The organism is Bordetella sp. 15P40C-2, assembly GCF_009763235.1.
Classification (GTDB): Bacteria; Pseudomonadota; Gammaproteobacteria; order Burkholderiales; family Burkholderiaceae_B; genus Bordetella_A.
On the sequence record NZ_WSJA01000001.1, the window covers coordinates 168571 to 188662 of the forward strand.

17 protein-coding genes are annotated in these 20092 nt (G+C 60.9%); 6 read left to right on the plus strand and 11 right to left on the minus strand.

What is annotated here, in order from left to right:
* Positions 1-104: 104 nt before the first annotated feature.
* From GOQ25_RS00815 to GOQ25_RS00825, 3 genes are read right to left on the minus strand one after another with little or no spacing between them, the layout of a single operon-like run.
* Positions 105-503, minus strand: coding sequence for a hypothetical protein (locus GOQ25_RS00815; RefSeq protein WP_160348529.1), 399 nt, complete (start codon positions 501-503; stop codon positions 105-107).
* On the minus strand, positions 500-3004 hold the full coding sequence (gene ctaD, locus GOQ25_RS00820; RefSeq protein WP_160348530.1) for a cytochrome c oxidase subunit I: 2505 nt from the start codon (positions 3002-3004) through the stop codon (positions 500-502). The genes GOQ25_RS00815 and ctaD overlap by 4 nt, the downstream gene beginning before the upstream one ends.
* Positions 3001-3639, minus strand: a complete 639-nt coding sequence (locus GOQ25_RS00825) for a cytochrome c oxidase subunit II (RefSeq protein WP_202109274.1) — start codon at positions 3637-3639, stop codon at positions 3001-3003. The genes ctaD and GOQ25_RS00825 overlap by 4 nt, the downstream gene beginning before the upstream one ends.
* A 106-nt stretch (positions 3640-3745) precedes the next feature.
* On the opposite strand from GOQ25_RS00825, the gene GOQ25_RS00830 reads away from it, so the two are divergent.
* Entirely contained in the window at positions 3746-4222 is a 477-nt protein-coding gene (locus tag GOQ25_RS00830) for a DUF2231 domain-containing protein (RefSeq protein ID WP_160348532.1), read from the plus strand.
* A 10-nt stretch (positions 4223-4232) separates the two neighbouring features.
* On the opposite strand, the gene GOQ25_RS00835 is transcribed toward GOQ25_RS00830, so the two are convergent.
* The 3 genes from GOQ25_RS00835 to fdhF all read right to left on the minus strand — a co-directional run bounded on the left by GOQ25_RS00835 (position 4233) and on the right by fdhF (position 8294).
* On the minus strand, positions 4233-4679 hold the full coding sequence (locus GOQ25_RS00835) for a CopD family protein (RefSeq protein ID WP_160348533.1): 447 nt from the start codon (positions 4677-4679) through the stop codon (positions 4233-4235).
* Between the two features lie 157 nt (positions 4680-4836).
* Complete coding sequence (locus GOQ25_RS00840; protein ID WP_160348534.1) at positions 4837-5319, minus strand: DUF1641 domain-containing protein; 483 nt, start codon at positions 5317-5319, stop codon at positions 4837-4839.
* Positions 5319-8294 carry a formate dehydrogenase subunit alpha gene (gene fdhF / locus GOQ25_RS00845; RefSeq protein WP_160348535.1) on the minus strand — a complete coding sequence of 992 codons (2976 nt, stop codon included), beginning with the start codon at positions 8292-8294 and terminating at the stop codon, positions 5319-5321. The genes GOQ25_RS00840 and fdhF overlap by 1 nt, the downstream gene beginning before the upstream one ends.
* Positions 8295-8665: 371 nt before the next feature.
* On the opposite strand from fdhF, the gene GOQ25_RS00850 reads away from it, so the two are divergent.
* The 3 genes from GOQ25_RS00850 (at position 8666) to rraA (ending at position 11540) form a co-directional block, all read left to right on the plus strand.
* Entirely contained in the window at positions 8666-10060 is a 1395-nt protein-coding gene (locus GOQ25_RS00850; protein WP_160348536.1) for an APC family permease, read from the plus strand.
* A gap of 24 nt (positions 10061-10084) precedes the next feature.
* Complete coding sequence (locus tag GOQ25_RS00855; RefSeq protein WP_160348537.1) at positions 10085-10909, plus strand: cyclopropane-fatty-acyl-phospholipid synthase family protein; 825 nt, start codon at positions 10085-10087, stop codon at positions 10907-10909.
* 85 nt (positions 10910-10994) lie between these two features.
* Positions 10995-11540, plus strand: coding sequence for a ribonuclease E activity regulator RraA (gene rraA, locus GOQ25_RS00860; RefSeq protein WP_160348538.1), 546 nt, complete (start codon positions 10995-10997; stop codon positions 11538-11540).
* 8 nt (positions 11541-11548) lie between these two features.
* Here rraA and GOQ25_RS00865 read toward each other — a convergent pair whose 3' ends face one another.
* From GOQ25_RS00865 to GOQ25_RS00875, 3 genes are all read right to left on the minus strand, one after another.
* Positions 11549-13615 (minus strand): TonB-dependent receptor, encoded by a 2067-nt coding sequence (locus GOQ25_RS00865; RefSeq protein ID WP_202109284.1) that lies wholly within the window; start codon positions 13613-13615, stop codon positions 11549-11551.
* 202 nt (positions 13616-13817) lie between these two features.
* Positions 13818-15164: a sorbosone dehydrogenase family protein gene (locus GOQ25_RS00870; RefSeq protein ID WP_160348540.1), complete on the minus strand. Its 1347-nt coding sequence runs from the start codon at positions 15162-15164 to the stop codon at positions 13818-13820.
* Positions 15161-15604: a DUF2231 domain-containing protein gene (locus GOQ25_RS00875; RefSeq protein WP_160348541.1), complete on the minus strand. Its 444-nt coding sequence runs from the start codon at positions 15602-15604 to the stop codon at positions 15161-15163. Before GOQ25_RS00875 ends, GOQ25_RS00870 begins: the two co-directional genes overlap by 4 nt.
* A gap of 153 nt (positions 15605-15757) precedes the next feature.
* On the opposite strand from GOQ25_RS00875, the gene GOQ25_RS00880 reads away from it, so the two are divergent.
* Positions 15758-16066: a hypothetical protein gene (locus GOQ25_RS00880; protein ID WP_160348542.1), complete on the plus strand. Its 309-nt coding sequence runs from the start codon at positions 15758-15760 to the stop codon at positions 16064-16066.
* Positions 16067-16133: 67 nt separating this feature from the next.
* Positions 16134-16322: a DUF3008 family protein gene (locus GOQ25_RS00885; protein ID WP_160348543.1), complete on the plus strand. Its 189-nt coding sequence runs from the start codon at positions 16134-16136 to the stop codon at positions 16320-16322.
* On the opposite strand, the gene ampC is transcribed toward GOQ25_RS00885, so the two are convergent.
* Together ampC and GOQ25_RS00895 are read right to left on the minus strand one after the other, a co-directional pair.
* On the minus strand, positions 16317-17486 hold the full coding sequence (ampC, locus tag GOQ25_RS00890; RefSeq protein ID WP_160348544.1) for a class C beta-lactamase: 1170 nt from the start codon (positions 17484-17486) through the stop codon (positions 16317-16319). The genes GOQ25_RS00885 and ampC overlap by 6 nt on opposite strands.
* Before the next feature lie 45 nt (positions 17487-17531).
* A partial coding sequence (locus GOQ25_RS00895; RefSeq protein ID WP_160348545.1) for an autotransporter domain-containing protein occupies positions 17532-20092 on the minus strand: 2561 nt, incomplete at its 5' end.

The following is a 20092-nucleotide window of genomic DNA, read 5'->3' on the forward strand; positions in this document are numbered from 1 at the left end:
CCCAACTGAAACATTGGGGCGACGAGTCTCGACGTCACGTCACACGGTGCTATGCCTGCGCAAAAATAAGGAGCATTGCTGTTTAGCGCGATGGATTCCAGGGTCTACGGCAGACATGCTGGCAGTATGAATACGGGTATTCCGGTCACAAGCATCGCGCACATGGCGCTGAAGTCCAAACCGAAGACCAGCTTCGCGATGAAGTGTCCAGCTTCCGGTTCGGTTGACGACGCTGCACGCGATTTGCGCCAGCGACGATAACTCAATGCGACCAATACTCCATTGGCAGCGACGAAAGCGGCCCAAAGCCAGAGCAGCGACGCTCCAACTCCAGAGGCTGGCAACGGCGCGATGCCCGCCCCGCCGACGTAGCGGCAGGCCAAGGAATGCGCGACATATAACGCCGTAAAGCCGGTCGCCCATACCGCCCACCCCGCCACCGCTCGCCAGAGTCCGGACCGATTCGTTGTGCCGACCATGTCACGCTTGTGGGTTCTCATCATGATGGCAGTCCCAGCGGGATGAAAAACAGCGTGGCCGAGGCCACCACCGCCGCCAAGGCGGTGTAGATTTGCCACAATCTCACCACCCTCGGTTCAAGGTCCCGATGCGGACTCACATAGCCTGCGCGCCCTCGCAATGCCACGAACAGCGCCATCACAAAGCCAACGGCGGTGTGGATCATCATGTAGTAAGCCAACACAGTGGCGGCGGCCGCATACGCGTGGCTATCTGCTGCGGGCAAAGCCATCACGATAGCGCCGAATAGGGCCACGCTCACCGCGGCTAGCGCCGCGCTGGCCAGCATCCAACCCTCGCGCTGGACGTCGCGGCCGTGGCGATTGACGGCGCAAGCGCGCTGACAGGCGAACGCCGCCGCGATGGGCGCCAGTGCCAGTAGACCCGCTTGCCAAGGTGAGAGAACCAGCCATTGCGCGGGAGGCCATTCGGGCGCCATGGTGCGCAGAAAGAGGAATCCGAACAGCAACGACGCATAGAGCGCCGCATCCGCCGCCAGACAACCGCACATCCCCCACCACCCCGGCGCGCCGCGATCCAGCACATGGGCCGATAGTTGCACGCTTGGCGCCGCTTGCACGAGCTGTGGATCTTGCCGCGCCCCGCCGAGCCACGCCCAACGTAGAAAAACGGCCAGCGCGATCCCCACGCCCACAGCGGCCACTGCATAGACCTTGAACAACACGCAGATGAAAAACACAGCCGTCGCTAAAGCCGCGTACAGCGGTAGCCACGTCGGACCGGGAAGTTCTACCACGCTCTGCGCGCGCCCGCTCACCACATCCACCGACAAGGTTTGCCGCCGCCCGGGTGCGGCTTCGGCGAGCCAGTGCTTGCCTCCAGCAGCTTGTGCGCCCAGGTCCGGGACATCCCACAACGGCTCACGCCCCTGCACGGAGGGGATGGACGCGAAGTTGTAGACGGGTGGCGGCGTCGGCATCGCCCATTCCAGCGTGCTGGCTCGCCACGGATTGGGTGGCGCAAGCCGGCCTGCCCTCAGATGCAAAACGATGTCGATAAGGAATACGGCAAAGCCAATAGTTTGTATAAAACCGCCGATCGACGACACCAAGTTGAGCACGTCCCAGCCGATCTGTTCATCGTATGCATAAATGCGTCTTGGCATGCCCAGCAGGCCCGTCAAATGCATGGGCAAAAACGTGATGTTAAACCCGATGAAGATCAGCCAGAATGCGCAGGGGCCCGCGCGCTCGGATAGCAGACGTCCGGTGAAGTGCGGCAGCCAATAGCATGTCGCAGCAAGCACGGGGAAGATCATGCCCCCGATCAGCACGTAGTGCATATGGGCCACGACGAAATGGGTATCGTGTGCCTGCCAGTTAAAGGGCACCAACGCCAGCATCACGCCGGTGAGTCCCCCCAGCACGAAGATAAACAGAAAACCACCCAAATAAAGCATCGGCAGGCGATACTGCACTTTGCCTGACCATAGCGTAGCGAGCCAGGCGAAGAACTGCACCGCCGTGGGCACCGCAACCAACATGCTGGCGGCCGAGAAGAACCCGACCGCCATCTGCGGTATGCCTACGGTGAACATGTGATGCACCCATAAGCCAAAACTCAGCACACCCATAGCCGCGACGGCTGCCACCACCCACGAGTATCCGACCAGGGGATGACGGGCGAAGACCGGCACCATGGTGGCCACCATGCCTGCTGCGGGCAAAAAGATAATGTAGACCTCTGGATGGCCGAAGATCCAAAAAAGGTGTTGCCACAGCAGCGGATCCCCGCCACGCGCGACATCGAAGAAGGGCATGCCAAAGGCGCGTTCCAGTTCGAGCAGAATGCTGCCCAGGATCAGCGGCGGAAATCCGATCAGGATCATGCCCGCCGTGACCAGCATGTACCATGCGAAAATCGGCATGCGACCCAGCGACATGCCGGGTGCACGGAGTTTTAGGATCGTGCCGATCAGCTCGATGGCTCCGCAGACGGCGGAGATTTCGGCAAAGGTGATGCCAATGAGCCAGATATCGTTATTGATGCCGGGTTGATAGGTCGTGCTCGATAGCGGGGTGTACATAAACCAGCCACTATTGGGTGCCACCCCCAGCGCCATGCCCACCATCAATATCAGGCCGCCGAATAGATAACACCACCATCCATAGGCGCCCAGGCGCGGATAGGCCATGTCGCGCGCACCCAGCATCTTGGGCAGCAGATAGAATGCGAACCCTTCCAGCATGGGGATCGCGAATAAAAACATCATCACCGTGCCGTGCATGGTGAAAATCTGGTTGTAGGCCTCGCTGTCGAACGGGCCCTGTCCGGGTGTGGCCAATTGCGCACGCATGAGCATGGCTAACACACCACCAATCAGAAAGAAGATCAGCGCAGCCACGATAAAACGTCGACCCACGGTACTGTGATTGACGGCGGACAGACCTCGCCATCCGGGTGGAGAGCGCCAATCGGCCTCGAGCGTTTTATGGCGGGTCACGGGGGATAAGTTTTCGCTCATGGCCGCACCTGGGTATCAGACAGGCCCCGCAATGCATCGGGCAACTGCGTCGGCGAATGCGCGATCAATTGCATTCCCATGCTGGTGTGATGCAATCCGCAGAACTCGGCACAGACGCCATCGTAGACGCCCGGCTCGTCGGCCTGCACCTTAATCGTGTTGGTACGGCCGGGGATGGCGTCGATTTTGCCGCTCAAACGTGGGATCCAGAATCCGTGGATCACGTCCGCCGCCGTCACACTGATATGGACGGGAACGCCTGCAGGGACGTGAATTTGATTGATGGCATAGCGAGGCCCGCCCGGCGCATCGGGGTGGGCAACCTCCCACCACCATTGATGCGCGCGCACCTGCACGCGATACACGTCCTCGCCTCCCGGAATCGGGCTGCGGGCGTCTCCCGCGCGTAAGCCAAAGACGAGCAAGGCGATCAACACCACGCCCGGGAACACGAGGCCCCCGCCGATCAAGAATAACCGTAACGGCGGGCGCTCTTGCGCGGCCGGCCGCCGACAACAGGCCAGCGTGGCTAGCATCAGCATGAAAATTAGGATCGCCAGCGCGCCCCAGGCCATCACGTTCCACACCTGAGCAATGGTATGGGCGGCGGGCCCGGCGGGGTCGAGCGTGGACAAACGTCCATCACAGCCGGCGAGCGACGCACATGCAACCCCTGCTGCCCACGTCCGGCATGGTCTTTGCTGGTGCGCAGTCCACTTCCTAATTTGCGTGTACACACTCATGGATAAGCTGGCACATTCTCTCCCCAAGGGCACGGGCACCGCTGTCGCGGTTAGCCGGCATCCTCTACATCCCGCCTTAGTAACGTTCCCGATCGCATTCATCATTGGAGCGCTGCCCAGCGATCTCGCATACCTGTGGTTCGGCGACGAATTCTGGGCCCGGGCGTCGTTATGGCTGCTCGGCGTGGGCACGCTGATGGGCGGTGTCGCAGGCGCTGCGGGCACGGTTGAGCTGCTGGCGGTGCAAGGGATCCGCCATCGCGCCGCCGCGTGGAGCCATTTCGTCATGGCAGTCATGTTGCTGTCCGTGGCGTTCATCAATTGGCAGTCTCGCTTGCATGACGCGCAGGAGGCCATCTTGCCCATGGGGCTATATCTGTCCGCGCTTGGCGCTGTGTTGGTCGCGGCGGCCGGCTGGCTGGGCGGCAAACTGGTATTTGAAGACCAGGTGGGCGTACACGACGAGGAGCCGTAGACGGGGGTGCTCACCATGGCGCGCCATCCATTCCGCGCGCCAGCTCCGGCTTTGCGAGCACGAGCCACAAAACACCGGAGATCAGCAGGACCGGCACAGCCAACACCCACAGGCCTACACTACGGCGGCGTTTTTTGTCCGAGCCTTCGTGTCCTAAGACAGTCAAGGTGCGGCCACAATACACATGAAAGGCCGCCATCAGCGCGACCAATAACAATTTGGCGGCAAGCCATATTCCCGTGGCATGGGTGATGTAGACCAAGGCCGAGCCCGTCACAATCGCGAGCACAGCGGCAGGCGAAGCCAGCGCGATGAAAGCCAGTCGCGTCATGACGCGTAGGCGCACCGCCGCGCTGCGCTGCAGGCCTCGGTTCATGCTGAATACCACGGGCAGATACAGGAGCGCTGCGCTCCAAATGGTCAATGCGGCGACGTGTAGAAACAGGAGCCATGCCATGCTCATGTCTCCCGCCGGCGCCGCGCATTCAAGGCGGCGCCTCGATGCTCGCGCCTGATGGCGCGCGTTATGGTTGTTTTCATGCTTCCCCCGGATACCGCGAGTCTGCCGAGCAAGTTATATGCCCGCGTCCTTTCCGAGCCCTGCTGCGCGCGCATCACATCTCGGTCTGCTTGCCCGTGAACTGGGTGACTGGCTTGTCCGCGGGTTCGGCCATGCGGCGTGAAAAAGCCTGCACGGCGTCCAGGGCCGGCCTGAGGGATGCCCACAATTCGTCGTCATTCAGCATGCGATACACACCCGTCACGCCCGGGGCTTCCTCCTTGCCCGAGGCGGTGGGCGAGCGACTCAGTGCGGCCAGCGCGTCCTTCATTCCAAACACAAGCTTGTAGAAGTCTTCAGGAGGAATGCGCGATAGCGCCATGCCGAGGATGGACAAGTTCTGGATCGCGTTGAGGGTGGCTTGCTTGCCCAAACCATCAAGCAGGACCTTCAGTACCGGCGATTTGGCACTGACCACATCGTTGGCAAAGCGCAGCATGCCCTGCTCATGCAAGCTTTGCAGCAGACGCTCCAGCTCTTCGCGCGCATCCGGCCCGATCGGTGTGGGTTTGACATCGTGATCGATACGTTCGGCCATCAGAGTTTCTCCGGGTGCGGTAGGTGGGCGGGCGGCGGGACATAGTCGTGCTGCGCCCATTTCTGCTGCACTGGGACACCCGAAATAGGCGTACGGCGACCATAGCGGAAGTTGTAGTCGGGCAGCGGTGAACCCGCGCCAGGGCGATCCAGAATCTCCAGCTTGACCGCGGTTTCTTTGTAGGCGGGCGTGTTGACGTCTGGGTCATGGTGTTCGCCCGTCAGCAGATTCAGGCCCGGCTTGCCCTGATGAATGGGCATGAATAGCACGTTGCCATGCACGCGATCAGTGACCAGCGCGGGCACCTCTACGCTGCCGCGCCGCGAACTGACGCGCAGCCATGTGCCATCGCGAATGCCGCGTTCCTGGGCCAGTTGCGGGCTGACCTCGACAAACCAGTTGGGCAGCTGTCTGTCGATGCCGGGCGAACGACCGGTTTGGTTGGTGCCCTGGAAGTGTTCCAGCAAGCGGCCGTTGTCCAGCATCAGGTCGTAGTCGTCGTCGGCGGCCTCGTCGGGGGCTTGCCACGTTATCGGGTAAAGCACGGCCTTGCCGTCTTCGGTGTGGAATTTGTCGGTGTAAAGCAAAGGCGTATCGGTTCCGTCGGGCCCGACCGGCCAGCATTGAGAGCCCCAGGCCTCGAGGTGCTCATAACTGACGCCCCGAAATATCTCGGCTATGGCGGCGACTTCTTCCATGATTTCCGAGGGGTGCTCATAGCCCCAGTCGTGGCCCATGCGGCGCGCGACCTCCTTCAATATCCACCAATCGGGCCTGCTGTTTCCCAGAGGCGGCATGACTTCGTAAAAGCGCTGGATACGGCGCTCCGTGTTGACAAAGGTGCCGTCTTTCTCGACGCTCGGGCATCCGGGCAGCACCACGTCAGCGAACTGCGCGGTGCGGCTAAGGAAAATATCCTGCACGACCAGGAATTCCAGTTTTTCGAATCCGGTATGGACGTTCTCGCTATGAGAGTCCGAGAACGCGGTTTCCTCGCCGATGATATACATGGCCCGGATTTTGTCGCTATCGGCTTGCTGCACCATGGTGAAATTGTCCGCGCCCACGTTTGGCGATAACTTATCCTTGGGCACGCCCCAGGCGCGCGCCCATTTTTCGCGGATGGCCTCGTCGGTGACCTTTTCATAGCCGGGATAGACATTTTTCAAGCATCCAAAGTCGCTTGCGCCCTGCACGTTGTTATGCCCGCGCATGGGGTATCCGCCGGTGCCCGGTCGGCCATAGTTGCCGGTGACGAGTAACAGGTTCGATAAGGCGGTGCTGGTATCTGCGCCGTGACTATGCTGGGTGATTCCCATGGCCCACAGCAGGCATACCGACTTGGCCTGCCCTATCATTTCGGCCGCCTCAATGAGCGTAGCGAGCGGAATATCGGTCATTTCCGCCGCGTATTCCATGGTGAAGGGCGCTAACGAGCGTCGATATTCCTCGACTCCGTTGACACGGGTTTGCAGAAATGCCTCATCGGCATAGCCGTGCTCGAACATATAGCGCGAGAATGCGCTCGCCCAGATCGTATCGGTACTGATCTTGGGACGCATAAAAATATCGGCCCGTTCGGCCATCTCGTGTTTACGCGGGTCCACGACGATGAGCTTCTGGCCGCGTTGCTTCTTCGCGGCCTTGACGCGCGAGGCGATGACGGGGTGGTTTTCGGCCAGATTGCTGCCCACCAGCACCACCAGATCGGCTTGCCCGATATCCTCGATCGTGCCGGCATCGCCACCATAACCCACGGTGCGAAACAGACCCAGGGTAGCGGGATTTTGGCAATAACGCGATGAGTTATCGACGTTGTTGGTGCCAATGATCATGCGCGCGATTTTCTGGGTCAGATAGGCCTCTTCGTTACTGGCCTTGCTCGAGCCGATAAACCCTATCGTGTCCGGGCCATAACGGTCGCGGTCTTTCAGCAGACGGTTCGCCACGAGGTCCAAGGCCTCGTCCCAGCCGGCTTCGCGGAATTTGCCATTCTCGCGGATAAGCGGCGTGGTGAGGCGCTTTTCGCTGTTGACGAAATCCCAGGCAAACTTGCCTTTTATGCAGGTGGACACGCCGTTGACCGGCGCCTCTTGCATGGGCTGCACCTTCAGGATGTGGCGATCGCGGGTCCACATCTCAAAGCTGCATCCGACTCCGCAATAGGTGCAGACGGTTTTGGTGCGCTTGATCTCGGGCTGGCGCCACGCCATATCTATGTTCGACAGCGCCATGACGGGCGGTGCCCCGATGGTGCGCTCGAGTTTTTTCACGATATCGATCATCGGCCGCTTGATCGATTGCGGCATCGCGGTGAAGGGGCCTGCGTCCGGCTGCATGGATTTCTCCAGGAGAGCATTACAGGGGCAGACGGTGACGCACTGGCCACAGCTCACGCAGCTGGAATGATCGATGGACTGACCGCCATCCCATAGCACGCGCGGGTGCTCCATGCTGTAGTCGATGGTCAATGTCTCGTTGACCTGGACGTTCTGGCAGACTTCGACGCAGCGTCCGCAGAGGATGCATTGGTCCGGGTCGTAGGTATAGAAGGCGCCGCTCTCGTCTTTCTCGTACGGCTTGCGCTTGAATTCATAGCGCTGGATAGGGATTTCCATATCGGCGACGGTGTTGTGCAGCGTACAGTCGCCAGTATTGTTTTCACAGACGGTGCAATAAAGTTCATGCTTGCCGAGCAAGCGGTCCATGCCTTCTTCGCGTGCCGCGGTGGCGTTGTGCGTCTGAGAGGCCACCTGCAGTCCATCGCGCGCCTCGACGGCGCAACCGCGCTGCAGTTCGCCGTCGACCTCTACCCAGCAGACGTCGCAGGTCTGTAGCGGGCCCAATGTAGGGTGATAACAGACTTGGGGGAGATCGATGTCGTGCTTGGCCAGCACGTCTAATAAGGGCTGACCCGTTACCGCCGTCAGCGGCCGTCCATCGTAGAAAACGGTGCAAGATGCCGCGCTGCCCATGAATCCTCCTTCAGGTGGAGAGCGTGCGCTGGGGGTTCTGCCAGACCGCTCCGGTGGATTTCGTTACGTCGGGCCACGTCAGCAACTCGCATTCCTGCTTTAAGCAGATTGTCAGATTTGATGAACACCGGGCGCGCGCGCATGCAAAAACCCTCTTGCGTCCAAGTCGATAATCTGACAACAATGTCAGCTTATTGTCAGCTGGCCTCATCGAGCGCCTGGCCTGACTGAGCCGCTGCCGTATCGCGATGCTGGACCTTTTACGCAAGGAATGCCGCGCATACTCTTCATGGTCGACGAACAGAATTCATCGTCGCTGCGTCGCGGGATCGCCCTTGCTTTACTGACCTTGTGCGGAGCCTGTCGAACCCATGAACGACGCATCTACGACGCCAGCAGTCCCTCGTAGCGAATCACCCGCCCGCCCGGCAGGCGTGTTGTCCGTATTCGACGCGATTGTCATCATGGTGGGGCTCGTCGTAGGCGTGGGGATTTTTAAAACCCCGTCGATCGTCGCAGCGAATGTCGCCTCGGAATGGGCGTTCATCGGGGTGTGGATTGCGGGTGGGCTCATTACCCTGGTGGGTGCGTTGTGCTACGCCGAGCTGGCGTCGGCGGAGCCGCATGCGGGCGGCGAATATCATTTTCTGTCGCGCGCGTATGGCAAGCCGGTGGCAATGCTGTTTGGCTGGGCGCGCTGCACCGTCATTCAAACCGGCGCGATCGCGGCGGTCGCGTTCATGTTGGGCGACTACATCAGCCAGATTTTGCCGTTGGGTACCTATAGCTCTGCGATCTATGCCGCGCTATCAGTGATGTTCTTTACCGGCGTAAACATCATTGGGACGACGCAAAGCAAGACGCTGCAGGTGCTGGTCACTTTCATCGAGATCGGCGCGCTGGCGGCGGTGATTCTGTTTGGGTTTTTCGGTAGCGCCACGACACCCGTGGCCCCCACCCCTGCGTTGCCCGTGGAGACCGCGGCGCTAGGCACCGCGATGATTTTCGTATTGCTGACGTATGGAGGCTGGAATGAAGCGGCCTATCTGACCGGCGAGCTGAAAGACGCGCGACGCAATATCCCGAAAGTGCTGGCGCTGGGATCGTTTGTCCTGATCGCTCTGTACACCCTGGCCAATCTGGCGCTGTTGTCGATCCTCGGGTTGGAAGGCCTGCGCACGTCGGACGCCGTGGCTGCTGACATGATGCGCGTGGTCGCGGGTCCATCGGGCGAAACGATGGTCACGCTCGCGGTGGTGGTGGCCGCTGTCTCCACGCTGAATGCAACGATCTTTACCGGCTCTCGCGTGTTTTATGCGATGGCGCAAGACCTGCCCGCCTTGCGCTGGGTGGGCGTTTGGGATGGTCGGGGGAAAACACCCGCCAACGGCCACCTCACGCAGGGCGCCATCACCTTGGCGCTTATTGCGATGGGCGCCATCACGCGAGATGGATTCAAGGCCATGGTCGACTATACGGCGCCTGTGTTCTGGGGGTTTTTGCTGCTCGTGGGCGTGGCGGTATTCGTTATGCGTTGGCGTTATCCCGAGCGTAGACCTCCATACCGCGTGCCGCTCTATCCGGTCACGCCCATCCTGTTTTGCCTGACTTGCGCCTACATGCTGCACGCGAGCGTCATGTATACCGGTGTCGCGGGGCTGGCAGGACTGGCCGTGCTGGCCGCGGGCCTGCCCATTTTGCTGTTGCGCAAGAAAGCCGACGCGCCGATCGTCGCAACAGCGTTACGCGACGACGTTTCCACCTGAAGCTCCCTAGCCTGGAGAAAGTCCATGAAAGCGATGCAGCACTCTTTAGCAGCCGTAGTCGTGTCGATCTTTGCCTTGCAGGGCAGCGCCTGGGGTCAGCAGGCTGCCCCGGCGACGAATAAGTACCAGCCCACGGTCGGCCAAGCCGGCAAAGATGTGGTTTGGGTACCGACGCCGCAGGCGTTGGTCGACCGAATGCTGGACATGGCGCAGCTCACACCGCAAGACCGGCTCGTCGATCTGGGTTCCGGTGATGGCCGCACGGTCATCACGGCGGCGCAACGCGGCATCCCGTCGCGCGGGATTGAATTCAACCCGGACATGGTGGTGCTGGCCAAACAGGCGGCCCGCGACGCTGGTGTAGAGGATAAAGCGGTATTCGAAGAGGGCGACATTTTCAAAACCGATTTCTCCGAAGCCACCGTGGTGACGATGTTCTTGTTGCCCAGTTTGAACGTCAAACTGCGCCCCACCCTGCTCGATATGAAGCCGGGCACGCGTATTTTGTCGAACTCTTTCACCATGGACGATTGGGAACCCGACGAGACGGCGCGTGCAGTGAAAGACTGCTCGGCCTACTGCAGCGCGTATAAATGGATCGTGCCGGCCAAAGTCGCGGGCACATGGAATATGGATGGCAAGGAGTTGGTGCTGCGGCAGAAATACCAAATGCTCGAGGGCGCGATGCGCGACAACGGCAACGAGCTACCCATCAGCCACGGCCGTTTGACGGGGGACGAGATCCATTTCGCGGTGGGAGGCCAAACCTACACCGGCAAAGTGTCGGGCGACAAGATGCAAGGCAGTGTGCAAGGTCAAGGCACCTGGACGGCGCAGCGCGCGAGTTAAGCCACGGCGCTTGCCATACGGCCCGCGCGCAAGGACAATCTCTGCCAGCCGGCGCGGGCCGGCCTTTCGACGCCGGATATTGCCCATGACCAATTTCGTTCCTCCTAGCTACGACAACGCGCCTGATACCACCTGGTGCACGGCCGATTTGTGCGATCTGGCGTTGAACGATCCCACGCTTGAGCTGCGGATACTGCCGCCGGCGTACCGGACGTATGGCGGTCGCAGCTGGTATTTTGGGGAAATCGTCACAGTCGATGCGCCCCGGCCTGGAGGCGCGATGTCCCTGGCGCCTTTGCTATCGCAACCGGGAAACAACCGGGTGTTGCTGGTCGATGCGCAGGGTAGCCCTACCCAAGCCATCCTGGGCGACCGCATGGCGGCCATGGCGGTACAAAACGGCTGGAGCGGCATCGTGATACACGGCTATGTGCGTGACACCCGGATATTGGCGCGCATGCCGGTGGGGGTTCATGCCTTGGGTTCTATACCGACGCGTGCTACTGAAATGCCGCCAGCCGGTGCGGCACCTCAAGTGACGATCCATGGGCATACCGTGAAGTCTGGGGAATGGCTGTACGCCGACGAAGACGGTGTGATCGTGCTGGCGCGGCGGCATACGGCGGCCTGAGTTTCCGATCAAAACGCGTACGACGCCACCAAGCCCGCGCTCCAGTTGCGCCCGGCTGCGGGCTCGAAATACCGCCCGTTGCCATCATTGACGATCACCGATCCGATATATTCGCGATTAAAGAGGTTGTCGACGCGCGCGTAGGCGTCCCATGTCCAGGCGCGGTGCTGCCATCGGTAGCCTGTCGAGAGTGACGCCACAAAGTAGCCGGCCGCGGAATCGCTATTGGCGTCGTCCACATATACCTTGCCCATGAAGCGCCCTTCTACGCCAGCACGCCAGCCTTGCTCGGGCGCCCATGCCAGCGCGCCATACAGCATGTGTTGCGCAATGCCCGGAATCCGATTCCCCGAGCGGATTCCAGAGTCGCTGACGTTATCGCGATAGCGTGCGTTGATCCAGGTATAGGCCAGGTCGGCACGCCAATCGGAGACGACGCGTCCGCTCCAGGCCGCCTCGATGCCGCTGCGGCGCGTGCGTCCGGCATTGCGATAGGAGGTACGTCCATTAAAGTTTTCCGCGGCCACGATCTCGTTTCGGGTGTCGGTATGAAAAATCGCGAGTGAAAACAACCCTTGGTCAGCTTCGGATTTGTAGCCGATCTCGTAGTTATCACTGATGGCGGGCTTTAAGCCGAGGTTTAACCCTGCCCGTCCGTCAGGCCGATAGGACACTTCGTTTGTCGTAGGCGTTTCGAAGCCCTGTCCATAGGAGGCGTAGAGCGAGCTGGATGGCGTCAGCGCATAACGCAGCGAGGTCACTGGTAATGCTCTGCGATATCGTGCGCTGCCGCTATCGTCCGCATTGCCGTCAGACAGGTAATCATCGTCGGAGTCGAATTTGACGGTGCTATATCGCAGACCCGCGTCCAGCGTCCAGCGCGGCGCGAAATTCCAAGAGGCTTGCACATAAGGGTCAATGTTGTAGACGCGATTGGTTTCGTCGCGGCGCAGCCGGCCTTTCACCCCTAAGTCAGTGGGCGCAAAAGGCGGGCCGGTAAAGTTCTCATAACCCTTGCGGTCTTCATGCAGGCTGTCGTAACCCAGGCCCGCCACCAGGGTTAAGGGCTGCCCGGCCAGCTGCGAGCGCGTGGTCCAGCGCAGATCCAGGCCGCCGTATTGACGCTCCAAGCCGATGACGCCGCCCGCGTGGCCCGGATTCAACTGCGCGGCGGGAGGTATCGACAGATACTGCGTCATATCGCGCTGCCCAAAGTACACCATCGCGCGCAACTCATTATCGGCATCGATCTGCCGTTCATACAGCAGCCCGCCTTGGGTCTGACGTACGGTCTTGCGCGTGTTGTACTGGCTGGCCTGAGGCGTGGCCTGTCGCGGATCGTCTTCATACTGGGCGCGCGTCAGGCCCAATGGATCTTGTGCTTTCACGTCGACGCTATTGACGATGACGGTTACTCGGCTTTTATCGTCTAGTTGCAGGCCAAGTTTGGCATTGCCCAGATTCTTGCGCGCAGCACTGTGTTCGCGATAGCCATCGGTGGTCAATCGATTGAAGCTCAGCACATAGTCAAAATCGCCGTTTGCACCGCTGGCTTTGAGGCCATAGTTGTAGGTGCCGTAACTACCGGCGGATGCCTTCGCCTGAAGTCGCGGTGGAGCTTCGCCTTCTTCGGTAAATACTTGTACGACGCCACCCGCGGAGTTGCCATACAGCGCCGAGAACGGGCCGCGCAATACCTCTATGCGCTCCGCGGACGCGATGTCGATGTTAGACGTCTGTCCCTGGCCGTCTGGCATAGTGGCGGGTATGCCGTCGACATACAAACGCACACCACGCACGCCGAACGTGGAACGCGCTCCGAAACCCCGGATGGATAACTGCAAGTCCTGCGCGTAATTCCAGCGGTCCTGTATCTGCAGTCCAGGCACGCCACCCAGTCCTTCAGCCAGATCGATGCCGGGTGAATCGAACCGCAGGCGTTCTCCATCGACCACGCTGACCGAAGCGGGAATGTCGAGCAAGGCTGCGCTGTAATGGATGCTAGCGACAATGACCGGCGCTAAGGTGGGAACTTCCGCCTCCTGTACCGCAGTCTGCGCTGCGCTTTCGATCATGGGCAACAGGAGTCCGCATAACGTGAGCAGTGTGCGAGGAGGCTTGCGGATAAAGCGGGCTCGGTGCAGGGTCATTGAGGCGCTATCGGGTTAGTCAGGCGGACTGATGAATTGGGCCGCTCGGGAATCTGTCTCTGGACTCCATCGTAAGCGGCCCGAGCGCCCGGTACCAACCTAACGGGGCGCTGCGATGCGGGTGACGCTATCTCAGCTGCGCCAGCGCCGTGGGTTCTGGCGTCGCATCGGGCTGTGCGGCCTGCGACCCCTGTGTGGGTGTCACGCGCCAAACCGTATTCGATAAGTCGTCGGCCACGATCAGAGCCCCGCGCGGATCGACCGTCACGCCAACGGGGCGGCCTCTGGTTTTACCATCGCTATCGCGAAAGCCGGCCACGAAATCCTGCGGTGGCCCGGAGGGACGCCCGTCGGTAAACGGTACGAACACGACTTTATAGCCAGCCGGTTCACGCCGGTTCCAGCTGCCGTGTTCGCCGACGAACGCTCCATTGGCAAATTTCGGCCCCATCGATTCATGGGAAAATGCCACCCCCAGCGCGGCAACATGCGAACCGAGCGCGTAATCCGGCTTAATAGCCGAAGCGACTTTGTCCGGGTTCTGCGGCCGCACGCGCTCGTCGACATTCTGGCCCCAGTAGCTGTATGGCCATCCGTAGAAGGCGCCTTCCTGCACCGAAGTCAGATAGTCTGGAACCAGATCCGAACCGATCTCATCGCGTTCATTGACGACCGCCCACAATTGCTGCGTCTGCGGGTTGATCGCCAGCGCCGTGGGATTGCGCAGCCCGGTGGCAAAGGTCTTCGTTTCGCCGGTCTGGGCATTAATGCGCCAGACGCGCGCACGGTCGGCCTCGGCGGTCATGCCACGCTCGGTGATGTTGCTATTCGAACCGATACCGACATACAGATATTGACCATCGGCACTGGCCGTCATGGCCTTGGTCCAGTGATGGTTGATCTCTGATGGCAAGGGCGTCACGGTTTCCGGCGGCCCACTGGCTCGTGTCTGCCCGGGCTGGTAATCAAAGCGAACCACAGCGTCCTGATTGGCGACATAAAGGTTGTTGCCGATCAGCGCGAGGCCATACGGGGCATTCAATCCTTCGGCGAAGACGGATTGCTCGTACGTTCCGTCGCCCTCGGGATCTCTCAATAACGTCAGACGGTTGCCACCCTTGACGGGGCTGGTGCCCTTGGCTTTGATAATGCCGGCGATCACGTCCTTGGGCGTGATCTTGGCGGCGTTGCCACCTCGCCCTTCGGCTACCAGAATGTCGCCATTGGGCAGCAACAAAGTCTGCCGAGGGATCTGCAAATCCTTGGCGATCGCGGTGATGGTGAATCCTTCCGGGACGGTGGGCTTCTTGTCCCCCCACTCCGTCGGTTCCGCGATCACCATGTCGGGCAATAATCCGCGTTCGGGCTTGGGCAGTTGCGGATCGGGTCCCACCTGGGCCGATCCCGATTGTGCGCCGCAGATACCCGCTGCAGTCATCAAGGGTATGGCGGCGAGCGAACGTAGGTATTTCATACGGAGCCCCTATACGTGGTGCGTACAACATGCGGCGTGCGAAAACCTAGCCACGTGGCAATGCATGCCAGCACAAACGTGATAACCGACATCACCAGTCCTGTTGGCATGCTGGCCCACGCGTCGCGCGCATGCATCAGGGCATTCAGAAAGCCCACTACCCAGGTAACCAACAGCACGATGGCATAGGGAACAAAGCCCCGGGCGCGCTGGATGGGGCGGAAAATGCCCACAATGGCGCACACTAACGCAACCCCGCTAAACAGCAGTGCGCCAGCGAGCATCCAGGACGAGAAATTTTTCCACTGGATTTCGAAGGTTTTGGAATAGGCGACATCGGAAAGCAGCGTTCCGAGAAACAGAGCCAGTGCCCCGGCCAACAACACACCATGCAGGGGATGTACGGTCGGAGCGTACCGGGGTTCAACAATGACATTCACGGGTATCCCCTTTGGAGTCGTACGGATGACGGCGGGGAATGCCGCAAGAATCGCGCCTGGCCGAAGCCGTCAAAGCCGTCATCAGGGTCGATGGGAACAGCACTTGCAGCGCGACGCGTGGGTAGCACGTACCTGCGTTGATGGAGATTTGCCATGACCGATTTGATTAAACCCGCCGTCCCCGCCGCGAACCGGGAAGGGCGTCCCGCTCACCCCGACCCCAATCGCGGCGCACCGCGTCCTCGACACACTTCGGATGAAGAAACAGCGCGCCCGGACATGGACCATCCGCCCCGCGCTCAGGGCGGCGATCGTCCGGCTTTCGATCGCGGCACCGATGCCGCCGACGAAGCGGCGCGCAATGGCGGAATCTCCCGCGAGGGCAATTTCACGCCGCCCGACACAGGCCGGGAAGACCCGGGCCGCAAAGGTGGGCGTACACCGCCGGGTGGGGACAGATAGAGGGTTTAGCCCCGGGCACGTACCTTGCCGGCGGATCATTTACATAGTTCTATTCATGGAGGCGATGATGCCTGCTAAGTCTCAAGCCCAACAACGCGCCGCGGGCGCGGCGTTATCCGCCAAGCGCGGTGAACAGAAAAAGAGCGACTTGAAAGGAGCCTCGAAGTCCATGTATGAGTCCATGGACAAAAAGGAACTGGAAAAAATGGCCTCTGGATCTACGCGCGGTAAACCTCAACACAAGCACGATTCATAGCGACACCGGCAGGGAGCCGAGTATCCTGAACGCACTTTCCACCCGTGCCGGAATGGGAAAATTTTTGTTCGCCAGCATCACAATACCCACCTGGTGATGCGGAATAAACGCGACGTAAGCGCCGAAACCATTGGTGGAACCTGATTTGTTGATGTACATCGGCTTGTCTGGCGACACGGGTGGGTGCAGTATGGCTGCGGGATTGGAGTGCAGCGCCATCTGAGTAGAGTTGCCGTCAAGCAGGCGGTCGATAGTGGTCGGCCATTCATAACTCTCCCAGCCTAGCCCTTGCCTCATGGGTCCTATTTGATAGTAACCAGATAAGCTGGCATTCACGGCAAGCCGCAACATTGGATCGAGCGGGTCGCGCTGCATATGCGCGTCCACGAAACGAATCAAGTCAGCTGCCGAGGTCTTGATGCCATACGCCTGGGCATCAAGCATGCCGGGCGACATGCGTATGGGAGCGCCGTCCTTGGTATAACCGTACGCATAGTCCTGCATCTTCTCCGCGGGCACATTGATGAAGGTCTGCTTCAGGTCCAAGCGCTCCAGTAAGTCCTGGATGAGCGGCTGGAAAGGCTCTCGCATGCTGTTAGCCACAAGCAAACCAAACAAACCGATGCTGGGATTTGAATAGCGCCGGTGGGTGCCCGCAGGATATTGCGGCGTCCAACGCTGAAAGTAAGCGAGCATGCTCGGGTAATCCGTGACCTCGGGCGGAAGCTGCAAAGGCAGCCCCCCAGCGGTATAGGTCGCCAGCTCCAGCAGGCTGACATCGCCCAAAGCGCTACCTGACAGGTCCTCCAGATACTTGCTCGCTACATCGGAGAGCGCGATCGAGCGATGCGCCAGCGCGTATCCGCCCAGCAGGCCCGTATATGTTTTGCTGATGGAGCCCACCTCAAAAAGAGTGCTTTCCGTGACGCGCTGGCGGCTTTCCATTGACGCCACGCCTTCGTTGATAAAGACGTGGCGGCCTTGGTATGTCACCGCCACCGCCATCCCGGGAATGGCGTGCGTTTTCATCAGCCGGCGAGCTTCCCCACGCACCATCGTCATCAAGTCCGCGTCTGGCTCTGCGGCCGCCGCCTTGACAACGCCTGGCACGAGCAGCGTTCCCGCAGCCAGCGCGCCCGCATTAAGCAGCGTGCGTCGTTTCATCCATGTACTCCTGCTACTGTCCGACGCATGATGATCGCACGGCCGTCAAAACGGTACCATCACCCGTAACGACGCTCGATGACTCTGAATGTGGGAAGAAAAGTCTCCGTCATACTGCAAGCGAAAATCCACGCCGCCCGCATTGGTGACCTGCAGGCCGGCCCCTACCCGACCAATCACGTCATCCATCGGCACCGAGGTCTTGAATGCGCTCGCGCCCGCGGGTGCACCCTGCAACCGCGCTTTGGCGGTGTATTCATCTTTCGAGAGAAACGTCACGCCCGCATAGGCGAACGGGCGCAGCACCGCACCATTGTTCAACGGCAGCTTCGCGCCCGCCTCCAGCGTGGGCGACAAGCCCACGATGAACTCGTTACTGCTATCCACATCAAGGTGCAAGTCATTGCTCGATTCACGATAGCGCGGCATATGGGTATAGAAGGCGTCCAAGTCGACATAGGGCTTCACATAAAACTGCTCTGATGCAAAGGTGCGCGCCGCGCGCAGACGCAAGCTCGCGCCATACACATCGAGGTTGGAGCTTGCGGTACTGCTTTGCCCCGGAATGCGGATCCGGCGGTCGATGTCGAACTGGCCATAGCCTCCGCCCAAAGCGGCTGAAAAGGTCCAAGGCCCTGTCTCGCGCTTGAGCACCACGCCTGCGTAGCCGCTATCGCCCTTGCCGCTCACGCGGCCATCGTCGCCGCGCAAGTGGGTATTCTGATAGGCAACCGAGCCACCGAGAAACCAGCCGGGGCTCACCTGACGCTGTCCGCCGACTTGATAATTGATGCCATCGTATTTGAAGCCGGCCACCCCGCCCGAGCCATCCTGATCAATACGGAAGCTGGTGACTTGTCCCCACACGCAGTCCTGCTCGCCTGACAATGGATCATCGATCTGATCTTTGGGACAAGACATCATGGCATTGTTAAAGCGCGCCATGCTGGCTTGCATCTGCGCCGCGGGCGCAACGGCGGCTCCTGGGGACAAGTCGGAAAGCTGGCCCGCATAGGCATCCGAGCCCTGACGCGATGCCATATCCAACGATGCAAACAAGGGCGCGAGTTGCGTGTTGCCCCCGAGATCCCACGCACTCTGCAAATGGCCCGCGACCGCACGAGGGTTATCTTTCAACTGCATCGAAGGCGCGGCAAAGTCAGCGCTCGCCGCCCGGACCCGCAATTGCTGGCCTTGCAATTGGGCGTCGTAGTTCACGACCGGACTATCCAGCGCGCTGGGCATACCCTGAATGTCCCCCTGCACGGTCGCGAGCGTCACGGCACGATCAGGCAACAACGTGACCGGCCGCACATCGACTTGCCCGTCTAAGCGCGCGTTGCCTTGCACGATCATCTGCGGCGCCTTCACGGCCGCGAAATCCACATCGGCCTGCAGGAAACCTTCTGGACGCAGGTTCAGCTCACCGTCGATGGTCAGCGTCCCGAAGCTGCCCGGCGTACCGATGATCAGCCGTCCCGCGTTGTCCACATTGGCCTGGTAAAGCGTCGCATGGCTCAAGGTACCGCTGGGCATATTGCGCACGTCGCAGACGATACCGCCGCCTTGGCATGCGATGTTGCCCTGGATTAGACCCGCGTTGTTGACGGCCAACGCGCCCGTGCTGGATCGTTTTGCCATCGCGGCGGTCGATTGCTGTACCGGTGCGCCGTCACCACGCACCGCCGAGCCACCATCGCCGGCGACGATTTGCGCATCGGCCCCGACATTCAGCACATTCTGCCCATCACCCGCGATCCATACGCCGTACGCCTGGGTACCTGTTCCACCGATCACGGTGCCATTCACGTTCACCGTGATCGTGCCCGAGCCCTGCGGACCCGCGCTTTGCGCAAAGATGCCCGTGGCGCCCTGACCCGACACATTGATGGTGCCGTTCTGAGTCACCGTCACGTCTTGTCCGCGTCCCTGCCCATCGGCCGCGCCCGTACTGCCCGCAAAGCCCCCATTGGCAGAGCCGCCTAACCCGCCACCGCCGCCAATGGACTGGGCCAAGATCCCGAATGCGTTGGCGCCCGTGGTGCTGAGGTTCGCGTTGGATGTCACGTCAACCACGCCGCCATCACCGTCGCCGCTGGTCACGGGCCTTCCGTCAGCGTTCACCCCCGTGGGGATCCAGTCCGCGCCGTTTAGCTGCACGCCCATGGCGGTATCGCCGGCAATGCCACCCCCGCCGCCGATAGACTGTGCGATCAACGCATGGGCACCCGCGCCGGCCGTCGTAATGGTGCTGCCGGCATTCAAGTTGACCGTAACGGCGCCGCCATTGCCCGAGGCACCGTTACGCCCACCTAAGCTCACCGCCGTCAGGTTGCTGGATTGGCCAGCCCCGGCCAGGCCACCGCCGGCGCCGATGGATTGCACCAGCAAGCCATAAGCACGATCACCGGATGTGTTGGCGGCCGTGCCAAAACTGGCGTTTACCGTGCCGCCCGATCCGGACAGGCCGCCATTGCCGCCTACGGAAATCTGCATGGCGTGGCTATCCTGTTCCAGCAGCTTCGAACTGCTGTTACCCGCGCCGCCCGTGCCCCCACCCCCACCGATGGACTGCATCGCGATCGCCGGGGAATCGTCCCCCGAGG

Bases quoted from the DNA above. Each gene is read 5' to 3' on its own strand.
- GOQ25_RS00815 (WP_160348529.1), bottom strand. From the start codon at position 503: ATGATGAGAACCCACAAGCGTGACATGGTCGGCACAACGAATCGGTCC.
- ctaD (WP_160348530.1), bottom strand. From the start codon at position 3,004: ATGAGCGAAAACTTATCCCCCGTGACCCGCCATAAAACGCTCGAGGCC.
- GOQ25_RS00830 (WP_160348532.1), top strand. From the start codon at position 3,746: ATGGATAAGCTGGCACATTCTCTCCCCAAGGGCACGGGCACCGCTGTC.
- GOQ25_RS00835 (WP_160348533.1), bottom strand. From the start codon at position 4,679: ATGGCATGGCTCCTGTTTCTACACGTCGCCGCATTGACCATTTGGAGC.
- GOQ25_RS00840 (WP_160348534.1), bottom strand. From the start codon at position 5,319: ATGGCCGAACGTATCGATCACGATGTCAAACCCACACCGATCGGGCCG.
- fdhF (WP_160348535.1), bottom strand. From the start codon at position 8,294: ATGGGCAGCGCGGCATCTTGCACCGTTTTCTACGATGGACGGCCGCTG.
- GOQ25_RS00850 (WP_160348536.1), top strand. From the start codon at position 8,666: ATGAACGACGCATCTACGACGCCAGCAGTCCCTCGTAGCGAATCACCC.
- GOQ25_RS00855 (WP_160348537.1), top strand. From the start codon at position 10,085: ATGAAAGCGATGCAGCACTCTTTAGCAGCCGTAGTCGTGTCGATCTTT.
- rraA (WP_160348538.1), top strand. From the start codon at position 10,995: ATGACCAATTTCGTTCCTCCTAGCTACGACAACGCGCCTGATACCACC.
- GOQ25_RS00865 (WP_202109284.1), bottom strand. From the start codon at position 13,615: ATGATCGAAAGCGCAGCGCAGACTGCGGTACAGGAGGCGGAAGTTCCC.
- GOQ25_RS00870 (WP_160348540.1), bottom strand. From the start codon at position 15,164: ATGAAATACCTACGTTCGCTCGCCGCCATACCCTTGATGACTGCAGCG.
- GOQ25_RS00880 (WP_160348542.1), top strand. From the start codon at position 15,758: ATGACCGATTTGATTAAACCCGCCGTCCCCGCCGCGAACCGGGAAGGG.
- GOQ25_RS00885 (WP_160348543.1), top strand. From the start codon at position 16,134: ATGCCTGCTAAGTCTCAAGCCCAACAACGCGCCGCGGGCGCGGCGTTA.
- ampC (WP_160348544.1), bottom strand. From the start codon at position 17,486: ATGAAACGACGCACGCTGCTTAATGCGGGCGCGCTGGCTGCGGGAACG.